Annotated in this window: 10 protein-coding genes and 1 tRNA gene; 6 read left to right on the top strand and 5 right to left on the bottom strand. The window is 44.5% G+C overall.

The window, feature by feature from the left end; genetic code table 11:
• Positions 1 to 225: 225 nt before the first annotated feature.
• Positions 226 to 310, bottom strand: a tRNA-Leu gene (locus AB4323_RS19265).
• Between the two features lie 194 nt (positions 311 to 504).
• Here AB4323_RS19265 and AB4323_RS19260 point away from each other — a divergent pair.
• Entirely contained in the window at positions 505 to 981 is a 477-nt protein-coding gene (locus tag AB4323_RS19260; RefSeq protein WP_017058939.1) for an RDD family protein, read from the top strand.
• A gap of 64 nt (positions 982 to 1,045) precedes the next feature.
• Here the strand turns inward: AB4323_RS19260 and lptG are convergent, their stop codons facing one another.
• Both lptG and lptF read right to left on the bottom strand, forming a co-directional pair.
• A complete protein-coding gene (gene lptG / locus AB4323_RS19255; RefSeq protein ID WP_017058938.1) occupies positions 1,046 to 2,116 on the bottom strand; it encodes an LPS export ABC transporter permease LptG in 1,071 nt (356 codons plus the stop codon).
• Between the two features lie 3 nt (positions 2,117 to 2,119).
• A complete protein-coding gene (gene lptF / locus AB4323_RS19250) occupies positions 2,120 to 3,220 on the bottom strand; it encodes an LPS export ABC transporter permease LptF (RefSeq protein WP_372153127.1) in 1,101 nt (366 codons plus the stop codon).
• A gap of 192 nt (positions 3,221 to 3,412) precedes the next feature.
• Here lptF and pepA point away from each other — a divergent pair, with 192 nt between their 5' ends.
• The 5 genes from pepA to AB4323_RS19225 all read left to right on the top strand — a co-directional run bounded on the left by pepA (position 3,413) and on the right by AB4323_RS19225 (position 9,633).
• On the top strand, positions 3,413 to 4,933 hold the full coding sequence (gene pepA, locus AB4323_RS19245; RefSeq protein ID WP_017058936.1) for a leucyl aminopeptidase: 1,521 nt from the start codon (positions 3,413 to 3,415) through the stop codon (positions 4,931 to 4,933).
• 99 nt (positions 4,934 to 5,032) lie between these two features.
• Positions 5,033 to 5,482 (top strand): DNA polymerase III subunit chi, encoded by a 450-nt coding sequence (locus AB4323_RS19240; RefSeq protein WP_017066664.1) that lies wholly within the window; start codon positions 5,033 to 5,035, stop codon positions 5,480 to 5,482.
• A 102-nt stretch (positions 5,483 to 5,584) separates the two neighbouring features.
• Positions 5,585 to 8,458 (top strand): valine--tRNA ligase, encoded by a 2,874-nt coding sequence (locus AB4323_RS19235; RefSeq protein ID WP_372136556.1) that lies wholly within the window; start codon positions 5,585 to 5,587, stop codon positions 8,456 to 8,458.
• A gap of 228 nt (positions 8,459 to 8,686) precedes the next feature.
• The gene (locus tag AB4323_RS19230) at positions 8,687 to 9,091 is read left to right on the top strand and encodes a DUF2061 domain-containing protein (RefSeq protein ID WP_017058933.1); all 405 of its coding nucleotides are present in this window, start codon (positions 8,687 to 8,689) and stop codon (positions 9,089 to 9,091) included.
• Between the two features lie 47 nt (positions 9,092 to 9,138).
• Complete coding sequence (locus AB4323_RS19225) at positions 9,139 to 9,633, top strand: GNAT family N-acetyltransferase (protein WP_017066666.1); 495 nt, start codon at positions 9,139 to 9,141, stop codon at positions 9,631 to 9,633.
• A gap of 49 nt (positions 9,634 to 9,682) precedes the next feature.
• Here AB4323_RS19225 and AB4323_RS19220 read toward each other — a convergent pair whose 3' ends face one another.
• Together AB4323_RS19220 and rraB are read right to left on the bottom strand one after the other, a co-directional pair.
• Positions 9,683 to 10,477, bottom strand: coding sequence for a glycosyl hydrolase 2 galactose-binding domain-containing protein (locus tag AB4323_RS19220; protein WP_017058931.1), 795 nt, complete (start codon positions 10,475 to 10,477; stop codon positions 9,683 to 9,685).
• A gap of 125 nt (positions 10,478 to 10,602) precedes the next feature.
• Positions 10,603 to 11,019 carry a ribonuclease E inhibitor RraB gene (rraB, locus tag AB4323_RS19215; protein ID WP_017058930.1) on the bottom strand — a complete coding sequence of 139 codons (417 nt, stop codon included), beginning with the start codon at positions 11,017 to 11,019 and terminating at the stop codon, positions 10,603 to 10,605.
• Between the last annotated feature and the right edge of the window lie 491 nt (positions 11,020 to 11,510).

The raw sequence follows: 11,510 nt of genomic DNA, 5'->3' as shown, positions 1-11,510 counted from the left end.
GCTTCGTAATCTTGCCCTGGGCTTGCATCCAAGCCGACACGCTGGATTTAAAATTCACAAACGCCCAAAACGACGAAAGGTCGCTATAAAAGCGACCTTTCTATGTTTGGTACCGGTAGGCGGACTGATTGGACAGGCATTCCTGCCGTCACCGCGAAGGCAACGCTTCCTATATCCCAGATACAACAAAGCCCCGACTTTCGTCGAGGCTTTGTCATTTAAATATGGTACCGGTAGGCGGACTTGAACCGCCACGCCCGAAGGCAACGGATTTTGAATCCGTCGTGTATACCAATTTCACCATACCGGCATTATCTTGGGGCATTGCCCTTTCGATGTTTGGCATTATACGTATGCGAACTGATGTGGCAAGTATAAAAACTTGAATTCATGTGTGTTTGCCGATAATTTCGCCACTAAGTCATAAGCTGTGCGTCATGTCTCTTTTCAGGCTAAGCCTTAAACTATATTCTGACGCCTCAATTTTTAAAGAAGTAATAACACATGACATCAACAAACACTCTGCCACCAGCAGGAGTCATGCGCCGATTTGGTGCCTTGTTCTACGACGCTCTGATCGTAATCGCTATTGAAATGTTGGCGGCTGGCGTCATTGTCGCTCTACTGCACGCGCTCATGGCTCTCGGCATTTTTAACCACAGCGGTTATGCCGATGTTAGTGACTTCTTAACCAACCATCCGATTTGGAGCCCTGCATATACCTTTTACTTAGTCGCCGTTTGGGTATATTTCTTCGTCTTCTTCTGGACTAGAGCTGGTCAAACTCTCGGCATGAGAGCTTGGAAGCTGCGCGTTCAAAACAAAGATGGCTCAGCGATCACAGTAACTCAGGCGCTGATTCGTTTAGGTACTTCAGGTTTTGGACTGGCAAACCTATGTGTTCCATTCGATCCTGAAAAACGTGGCTTTCACGATATCTGGGCAAAGACCGAAGTCGTTGTGTTACCACAAGCACGATAATGTGATTTAAGTTAGCTCCAATCAAGATCAAAAAAGGAAGGCGTTATGCCTTCCTTTTTACTATTTACAGTTTCCGCCTCAAGAGCATGATGGCAATTCCAAGGAACACCACGCTCGGGGCTATTGCGCCAAAGGCGGGTGGTATTTGATAAACCAAACTCACTGGGCCAAAGAACTCACTGGATATATAGAAGGTAAAGCCAGCAATAACACCTGACAAAATCCTCGCACCCATGGTCACACTACGCAAAGGACCAAAGATAAACGACAGTGCCATCAACATCATAACCGCGATCGAAATTGGCTGGGTTATCTTTCTCCACAGCGCCAATTCATAGCGTGATGCATCTTGCTCTGACGCCTTCAGATAAGAAACATAATCATACAACCCACTTAACGATAGCTCTTCTGGTTTAACCGTTACTATCGCCAACTTATCTGGAGCTAATGACGTTTCCCAAGAGTAAGTCGGTAAACTTTCTTTAGTAATTTGAAGTTCGTTTTCAAAAGACGTGATCTCTACATCCTTCATCGTCCACACGTTGTCTCCAACGTAATCAACTTCGTCAGAATAAATAGCGGTTTTAAGTGCCTTGTTTTCATCAAAGCGCCACATGTTCATTCCATATAGCTTCTGGTCATCGATTTTGACAATGAAGATGAAGTCATTGGCATCACGAGCCCAGACACCACTTTGCGTCGAAATAATATTACCACCAGCAATCGAGATAGTTCTTAAATCACGAGCCATTTTCTGCGCTTGCGGTGCTCCCCATTGACCAAGCAATGTCACCACAATCATCAGTGGAATAGCTGTTTTAAGTACTGATAGGCCGATATCTAACTTAGAGAAACCAGCTGCCTGCATAACGACAAGCTCAGAACTTGCAGCAAGCATACCAAGCCCTATCAATGCGCCAAGCAATGCAGCCATTGGAAAGAACATTTCGATATCACGAGGGATACTCAATAAAACGAAATACAGCGCTTGTAATAGATCGTATGTACCACGGCCAACTTTTCTTAGCTGTTCTACATATTTGATGATCCCAGAGAGACCAACAAACGTCACCAATACCAGTGACGTCGTTGCGATGATGGTTCTGCCTATATATAAATCGAGAATCTTAAACACGGCTTAAGCCAACCTCTTATTCTTGAATTTTTCTTTCAAACGCCTTACTGGCACGCTATCCATAAAGTTGGCACCAATCGCGACAAATAACAATAACGCATTGATTGGCCACATGCCGATTACCGCAGGAATGCTCCCCTCTTCGATTGAAGACTTGGTTGCACTGATTGCTAAGAAATAGGTGAGATAAATCAGTATTGCTGGGCCGATTTTCGCAAAACGACCTTGTCGAGGGTTTACCGCAGACAGTGGCACGACAAGCATGGTCAACAATGGAATACAAAGTACCAAAGAAATACGCCACTGCAACTCTGCTTTCGCACTATTATTTGAGTTACCAATCAGTTCAAGCGTAGGGATCGCTTCCCAGTCTCGACCTTTCTTCTCAACTTCACGCTGACCAATCAGGCCTTCGTATTCTTCAAAGTGCGTCACCCTGTAGTCGAGGCGAGTCGGAATGCCTTCATGACGAGTACCATCGTACATTACGATCACTTGGCGACCATCACTGAGCTCTTTTACATCACCTGACTTCGAGAACATCACACTTGGCAGTACAGAATCACGCGGACGCATTTGAGCTACGAACACGTTGTCTAACTTATTACCGTCGATATCATCAATAAACACGACAGAAGAGCCATCCGGCGTACCTTCAAACTTACCTTTTGGTAGCAAATCAACGCTGTTCTCTGCAGCTACTTCTTCATACATTTGTTCAACTTTGTCTTGTGACCAAGGAGATAACCAAAATGAGTTAAAGGCTGCAACAGATGCCGTAATTAAAGCGAGGTAAAGCGCAGATTGGATCAGGAATTTATTACCGATACCGGTGGCGTTCATGACCACTATTTCACTTTCAGCGTAAAGGCGGCCAAAAGTAAGCAAAATACCAATATAGATACTGAGTGGAAGCATCAATAGGCCCATCGCTGGCATATTTAAGCCAACAATCGACAATATAAGACTCGCAGGGATATCACCATCAGAGGCATCCGCTAAAACACTGATGAATTTTTGGCTGAGAAACACGAGAAAGAGAACAAAAAAGATCGCAAATTGGCTCTTGATTGTCTCGCGGATCAAATATCTAACAATAATCACGCTCAAATTACCTATACAAAACTTGTTTTTTTGATTGAATCACTATAATTTCCCGTTGAACCTTTTATTTTTTTAAATTTTTAGCTAAGTGTTAGCGTTCTTCTTTAAGGTTAGTTCCATTATAGGATCCAACAAGTAAGAACCCATTATCTAACATTTAGTTCGATTTGTCTTCAGGATGTAGGAGTACGCATGGAGTTCAGTGTAAAAAGTGGCAGCCCAGAGAAACAGCGCAGCGCATGTATCGTTGTCGGTGTATTCGAACCGCGCCGCCTTTCTCCAGTAGCCGAGCAATTAGATAAGATTAGCGATGGCTACATTAGTTCACTGCTTCGTCGCGGTGATCTAGAGGGTAAACCTGGCCAGATGCTACTACTGCATCAAGTACCTGGTGTACTTTCAGAACGTGTTCTACTGGTAGGCTGTGGTAAAGAACGTGAGCTAGGCGAGCGTCAATACAAAGAAATTATCCAAAAAACCATCAGTACACTAAACGAAACAGGTTCTATGGAAGCTGTATGTTTCCTTACAGAACTTCACGTTAAAGGTCGCGACACTTATTGGAAAGTTCGCCAAGCGGTAGAAGCGACTAAAGATGGTCTTTACACATTTGACCAATTCAAGAGCAACAAGCCAGAGACTCGTCGCCCACTACGTAAATTGGTATTCAATGTACCAACACGTCGCGAATTGAGCCTGGGTGAGAAAGCAATCTCTCACGGCCTTGCTATTGCTTCAGGTGTAAAAGCGTCTAAAGATCTAGGCAACATGCCACCAAACATCGCAAACCCTGCTTACCTTGCTTCTCAAGCTCGTCGTTTAGCCGACGATTACGAGACAGTGAAGACTAAGATCATTGGCGAAGAAGAGATGGAAAAACTGGGTATGACATCATACCTAGCAGTTGGCCGTGGCTCTAAAAATGAATCGATGATGTCTATCATGGAATACAAAGGCGCTCCGGATCCAGATGCGAAGCCGATTGTATTAGTAGGTAAAGGTCTGACTTTCGATTCAGGCGGTATCTCGCTTAAGCCTGGTGAAGGCATGGATGAGATGAAGTACGACATGTGTGGTGCGGCGTCTGTATTCGGTACAATGAAAGCACTGGCTAAGCTGAACCTGCCTATTAACGTGGTTGGTATCCTAGCCGGTTGTGAAAACATGCCGGGCAGCAATGCTTACCGTCCAGGTGATATCCTAACGACAATGTCAGGCCAAACGGTTGAAGTACTCAACACTGATGCTGAAGGTCGCTTGGTTCTATGTGATGCTCTAACTTACGTTGAGCGTTTTGAACCTGACTGTGTTGTCGACGTTGCGACACTAACTGGCGCATGTGTTATCGCTCTAGGTCACCACATCAGTGGCGTTCTATCGAACCACAACCCACTTTCTCACGAACTTGTTAATGCTTCAGAGCAAGCAAGTGACCGTGCATGGCGTCTACCAATGGCAGACGAGTACCATGAGCAGCTAAACAGCCCATTCGCTGATATGGCGAACATCGGTGGCCGTCCTGGCGGCACAATCACTGCTGGTTGTTTCCTGTCTAAATTCACTAAGAAGTACCACTGGGCACACATCGACAGTGCTGGTACAGCTTGGAAGTCAGGCGCAGCGAAAGGCTCGACAGGTCGTCCTGTCTCAATGCTAGTCCAATTCTTATTGAACCGCAGCGGCCAAGAGACTGAAGAGCAATCTTCAAAATAATAAAAAGGGCCTACGGGCCCTTTTTTAATAAGCGCTATTTGTTAGACCCTGTTAACCAAGTAACATTGATATCCACGATTTTCAGTTCGAGTATTAAGTATGCAGACAGCTACATTTTACATTGTGCCTTCAGACAGCCCGCAAGCCAGCGAAGATGGTTTTGCTCACTATGTGCTGTTTCTTGCTCAGCACTTTGCAAAACAAGGCGCTAAACTTTATCTCAACTGTAATGACAAAGAGCATGCCGAGCGTATTGCTGAAGTTTTCTGGCAAGTCGAACCCTGTGATTTTATTGCGCACAACTTGGTTGGCGAAGGCCCGAAGTATTCAACCAACATCGAAATTGGCTATCAAGGCGTAAAACATAATTGGAATCGTCAGCTAGTAATTAATCTGGCCGATAATCATACAACCTTTGCGAACGCCTTTGCTCAGGTGATAGACTTCGTCCCTTGCGAAGAAAAAGCTAAGCAACTCGCTCGAGAAAGGTATAAAATTTACCGTCAAGCTAGATATCAGCTACAAACTATCGAGATTCAACATCCATAGTCAAACCTCATAGTTAAAGCTATCTTTGGATTTAGATTCAAGAAGCTTCACTTATGAAGTTTGACCACGATTAACCATTCACAGTATCCGTTTAAGAGCACTATGGAAAAGACATACAACCCAACATCAATCGAACAAGCTCTGTATAAGACTTGGGAAGAGAAAGGCTACTTTAAGCCACACGGTGACACATCAAAAGAAGCTTACAGCATCATGATCCCGCCACCGAACGTCACTGGCAGCCTACACATGGGTCACGCGTTCCAAGATACGATCATGGATACGCTTATCCGTGCTCAACGTATGAAAGGCAAAAACACGCTTTGGCAAGTGGGTACTGACCACGCTGGTATCGCAACTCAAATGGTTGTTGAGCGTAAGATTGCTGCCGAAGAAGGCAAAACAAAACACGACTACGGCCGTGAAGCTTTCATCGACAAGATCTGGGAATGGAAAGGCGAATCAGGTGGCACGATCACTCAACAACTTCGTCGTCTTGGTGCATCTGTAGATTGGGATCGTGAACGATTCACTATGGATGACGGCCTATCGGCTGCGACTCAAGAAGTGTTTGTTCGTCTATACGAAGAAGACCTAATCTACCGTGGTAAACGTCTAGTAAACTGGGATCCTAAACTGCACACTGCAATCTCGGATCTTGAAGTTGAAAACAAAGACAAAAAAGGTTTCATGTGGCACTTCCGCTACCCGCTAGCGAACGGTGTTAAAACGGCAGATGGTAAAGACTACATCGTTGTTGCGACTACTCGTCCTGAAACCATGCTTGGCGATACTGGTGTTGCTGTTAACCCAGAAGATCCTCGTTACAAAGATCTTATCGGCAAAGAAATCCTACTTCCTGTTGTAAACCGTCTTATCCCTATCGTAGGCGATGAGCACGCAGACATGGAAAAAGGCACGGGTTGTGTGAAGATCACTCCAGCTCATGACTTTAACGATTACGAAGTGGGTAAGCGCAACAACCTACCGATGATCAACATCCTAACGTTCAATGCTGATATCCGTGATGCTGCTGAAGTCTTCACGACTAACGGCGAAGAAAGCGATGTTTACTCAACTGGTATCCCTGCTAAGTACCAAGGTATGGAGCGTTTTTCTGCACGTAAAGCTATCGTTGCTGAATTCGATGAGCTTGGTCTTCTTGAAGAGATCAAAGATCACGACTTGACTGTCCCTTACGGCGACCGTGGTGGCGTGGTTATCGAACCAATGCTGACTGACCAATGGTACGTGCGCACAGCACCTCTTGCAGAACCTGCAGTTAAAGCGGTTGAAGATGGTCAAATCCAATTCGTACCTAAGCAGTACGAAAACATGTACTTCGCGTGGATGCGTGACGTGCAAGACTGGTGTATCTCTCGTCAACTTTGGTGGGGCCACCGTATCCCAGCATGGTACGACAACGATGGTAAAGTTTACGTAGGTCGCACTGAAGAAGAAGTTCGTGAAAAGAACAACCTAGCGCCTGTTGTTGTGCTTAAGCAAGACGACGACGTACTGGATACTTGGTTCTCTTCTGCACTTTGGACGTTCGGCACACAAGGCTGGCCTGAAGATACTGAAGCACTGAAAACATTCCACCCATCTGAAGTACTAGTATCTGGTTTTGATATTATCTTCTTCTGGGTTGCTCGTATGATCATGATGACCATGCACTTCGTGAAAGACGAAGATGGCAAGGCTCAAGTACCTTTCAAAACTGTTTACATGACAGGTCTTATCCGTGATGAAAACGGCGATAAGATGTCTAAGTCGAAAGGTAACGTACTTGACCCAATCGACATGATTGACGGCATCGGCCTTGAAGAGCTAGTAGAGAAGCGTTGTGGCAACATGATGCAACCTAAACTGGCTGCTAAGATCGAAAAGAACACACGTAAAACATTCGAAAACGGTATCGAACCCTACGGTACTGACGCACTGCGTTTCACTCTTGCTGCTATGGCTTCAACTGGCCGTGACATCAACTGGGACATGAAGCGTCTTGAAGGTTACCGTAACTTCTGTAACAAGCTATGGAACGCAAGCCGTTACGTACTGATGAACACAGAAGAGCACGACTGTGGCATGTCACTGTCTGTAGAAGACCGTGCAAACATGGAATTCTCTCTAGCCGATAAGTGGATTGAGTCTCAGTTTGAAGTTGCAGCGAAAGAGTTTAATGCTCACCTAGACAACTACCGTCTAGACATGGCAGCAAACACGCTTTACGAATTCATCTGGAACCAATTCTGTGACTGGTACTTAGAGCTAACTAAACCTGTTCTTTGGAAAGGTACTGAAGCTCAACAACAAGCGACTCGTTACACGCTTATCACGGTTCTTGAGAAGACTCTGCGTCTTGCTCACCCTGTTCTTCCTTACATCACTGAATCTATCTGGCAGAGCGTTAAGCCGCTAGTAGACGGCGTTGAAGGCGAGACAATCATGACTCAAGCGCTTCCTCAGTTTAATGAAGCTAACTTCAATGCTGAGATCGTTGACGACATCGAATGGGTTAAGACTTTCATCACTGCTATCCGTAACCTACGTGCGGAATACGACATTGCACCAAGCCAAGGCTTAGAAGTAATGATCAAGGTTGCTGATGAGAAAGATGCCGCTCGTATCGAAGCGAACAAGATCGTTCTTACTTCTCTAGCTAAGCTAGACGATATTAAAGTTCTAGCTGATGGTGAAGAGACTCCTGCTTGTGCAACTAAACTGGTTGGCAAATCTGAGTTGATGATCCCAATGGCGGGTCTTATCGACAAAGATGCAGAGCTTGCTCGTCTAGATAAAGAAGTCGCTAAGACTCACGGCGAGATTAAACGTATCGAAGGTAAGCTAGGTAACGAAGGTTTCGTTGCTAAAGCACCAGAAGCAGTTATCGCGAAAGAGCGTGAAAAGCTTGAAGGCTACAAGGAAACTCTTGTTAAGCTTGAAGAGCAAAAAGCGACAATCGCTGCGCTTTAAAACCGAGTGAACGAGAAGGCTTCAAACTTCTCGGTCTAAATAGAAAGGTTGGTCTTGGTGACCAGCCTTTTTTTATGTCCCTGATTCCAATATTCCAATGCTTCTCACTCTAGCCGCACTGATTGATAGGTTTCATCTATCAAATTAATCTCTACTTCCCATTATACTTAATGATAATAATTCTCAATAATAGACCTATCAAAACAACACAACGACTGAGTAATTATCATGAAAAAGACACTAACCTTTGCTGCATTACATTTTACTATCGCATTTAGTGTCGCTTATGTACTAACAGGCGACATCTTAATTGGTAGCTTAATCGCTATGATTGAGCCCTCTGTGAATACTGTTGCCTTCTATTTTCATGAAAAGGCGTGGGCTCAAGTTCCAGCTCTTAAAGCTCGCCAGTGGATGACCAAATTAAAAACAGCAAGCTTTGCTACCATCCACTTTAGTGTTGCCTTTACCGTTGTCTACTTGTTGACTGGCGATGCCTTCATCGGCGGCGTGATGGCTTTGCTTGAGCCAACTTTAAATACAGTTGCTTACTACTTCCACGAGAAAGTCTGGTTACGTAAATCAGGCGACCAAATGGCACAACAACAATTCTGTTTGCACCAACATGCTTAGTCACCATATATTGGGTCACATATTAGTGACCCTTTCATAGGCAGATCATGGAACAAATTGCTGAGTTCACCCTTAGACCCATTACACCGCAAGACAACCCAAGCATCGCACAAATCATTCGCCAAGTTTCGGCTGAGCATGGACTCACAGAAGATAAAGGTTATGGCGTGGCCGATCCAACACTCGACGATATGTACTCTGTCTATAGCCAAGCGAATGCAATGTACTGGGTTATCGAACACAACGGAAAGATCGTCGGAGGCGGTGGCTTTGCCCCTCTAGCAGGTAAACCCAATGTGTGTGAGCTACAAAAGATGTACTTCTTACCGCAAACTCGAGGGCATGGCCTAGCCAAGCGAATTGTCGCTTTGAGCTTAAAGCAAGCCAAGCAACTTGGGTATCAACACATGTATTTAGAAACGACGAAGTGCTTGGGTGCTGCGGTCAAACTCTATGAGAAGCTTGGGTTTGAGCATCTTGAGTCAGCTTGGGGAGAAACAGGCCACGACGCTTGTGAGGTTGTCATGGCCAAGTCGTTATAAGCAGAATGCGCCGCTATAGCGAAAGAAGATAACGCTAAAATATACGGAGTTAACGTAGAAAGTTACTGACGCAAGAAGTTGGGTTCAAGGCAACAAAAGAACTCTCTTCTTGCCCATCAAGTACCACTTCTAATGGGTATAGATACTTGGGGTTAGGATTCTCAATATCAAAAATGATAGGAGCTTCGACCTGGAACACGACGCCAGTATGTTCAGCGCGTACATCAATCGGCATCACGAGAGTCATACCATTAAACTTGATGGATGCCGATACTAACCCCGCCTTTAGCGTTTGATAGATAACATCCACTTTAAACTCACAGCCACCACCGTGGTGCCAGATCTGCTCTGTGACAACTTGCTCTAGCTTGACGTTTCGAACGAACTGCAGGTATGGCGCTTGCCAAATCCCGATGCGTGAATCAGATTTAGCGATAGCCTGTGAAGATACAGAGTCATCCATGTCTTCTTCAAGCAATAGGCTCTCCTCTTCTTCAAGGAAAAGGATCTCGAAACGGTTTCGGCCGGACTGCATATAAGGACGGATATCTTTACGGTATTCAGCTTGGCTACCATCACAATCAAAAACAGCCACACCATTAAGTCGAACTTCAGCAAAATAATCGACTCCAGCCATCACTAACTCAACAAATGGACACGCTAACATAGCGTCATCCACTTCGATGTCGTGCATCAGGTGCCACTCTTGCTCTGCAATTTGACTTTCACTCAAGCTATCAGGGAGCTTTGAGCTTAACGGAGCCGGAAAGGTGATGTCATCTTGTGGGATAGAGAGATCCGTCAGTGGCGAAATTTGCCAAAGACCATCGAGAAGCAACCGCATATCATTCCTTGAGCTAGATCAATTTTGACCGCATTATAATGAATGAATGCATATAAAGACATTTATTTTTCTGAGGGTAAAAAAATGCCAGCTCGAGGCTGGCATTTTTTAAAATTGGGAAAGAATTACTCTTCGCCTTCATCATCTTCGTCTGGGTAGATAGCATCTTCACCTTCGTAGTAAGTGCCCCAACCGTCGTAGATAATGTCAAACTTCTCTGCAAGGTTTACAAGCTTCTCAACTTGCTCATCAATCGCTTCTGCATTCAGAGTACATTGCATCGTTGCATCACAACAAAGTAGCTTATTGCCATCTTCGTCTTCTGTCTCTTCAGCTTCAAGCACTTCAAAGCCCATTTTGAATGCTTCAACAACCGCTTTCTCAAGCACATCGAAATCTTCAGCAAATAGGTGATGCTCGATATCGTATAGAGCTTCAGGATCGCTACCATCTTCAATTAATGCTGTAATGATGTCGCGAGTCTCTTCCTTTTGAAATTCAATTAATTCCGCTACTGATAGATATTCATCTTCGTGAGACATGTGTCTGCTCCAGAGTGTTGACTATGAAAAGATCAAATTTGATTGCCACGAAATATGGCACGGATCGTCCAGAAAAGCCACCCAGATCAGGCCTAGAAAGGTAAGTTTATCGCGAGATCGCAGCGCCAATATCAATTCAAAAGTGAAATCAAAATCACAGAAACAAATTTTCAACATTTTATTAACTGCGCCGTATTTTAGCATTTCGTTTTTGTGGCCACTTTAGGGCTTATTGAATAAAACTTGCGTGATTAGTCACGTTAGGTGCATACGCTAAACCGCTTTTGGGGTGCATAAATCCTCAGCTTGTTATCAAAAAGTGCATAATAGTGAATAAAAAATCACGATTAATAAGCAAAATTCAATTCTAACAAGCCACGAATTGAGCATAGATCCTCAAAAACGTTGTTCCGTTCGATAGCCAGTTAGTTGGAATTTAATCTGTATAAACTTAAAAATCACAGGTTTTATGACCAATTATTACCCAAATA

Origin of the sequence: Vibrio sp. 10N.261.52.C11, assembly GCF_041471405.1 — a bacterium.
GTDB classification, from domain to species: Bacteria; Pseudomonadota; Gammaproteobacteria; order Enterobacterales; family Vibrionaceae; genus Vibrio; species Vibrio crassostreae_C.
This window is presented reverse-complemented; position numbering and strand designations above follow the sequence as displayed.

Bases quoted from the DNA above. Each gene is read 5' to 3' on its own strand.
- AB4323_RS19240 (WP_017066664.1), top strand. From the start codon at position 5,033: ATGCAGACAGCTACATTTTACATTGTGCCTTCAGACAGCCCGCAAGCC.
- AB4323_RS19230 (WP_017058933.1), top strand. From the start codon at position 8,687: ATGAAAAAGACACTAACCTTTGCTGCATTACATTTTACTATCGCATTT.
- rraB (WP_017058930.1), bottom strand. From the start codon at position 11,019: ATGTCTCACGAAGATGAATATCTATCAGTAGCGGAATTAATTGAATTT.
- pepA (WP_017058936.1), top strand. From the start codon at position 3,413: ATGGAGTTCAGTGTAAAAAGTGGCAGCCCAGAGAAACAGCGCAGCGCA.
- AB4323_RS19260 (WP_017058939.1), top strand. From the start codon at position 505: ATGACATCAACAAACACTCTGCCACCAGCAGGAGTCATGCGCCGATTT.
- AB4323_RS19220 (WP_017058931.1), bottom strand. From the start codon at position 10,477: ATGCGGTTGCTTCTCGATGGTCTTTGGCAAATTTCGCCACTGACGGAT.
- AB4323_RS19225 (WP_017066666.1), top strand. From the start codon at position 9,139: ATGGAACAAATTGCTGAGTTCACCCTTAGACCCATTACACCGCAAGAC.
- AB4323_RS19235 (WP_372136556.1), top strand. From the start codon at position 5,585: ATGGAAAAGACATACAACCCAACATCAATCGAACAAGCTCTGTATAAG.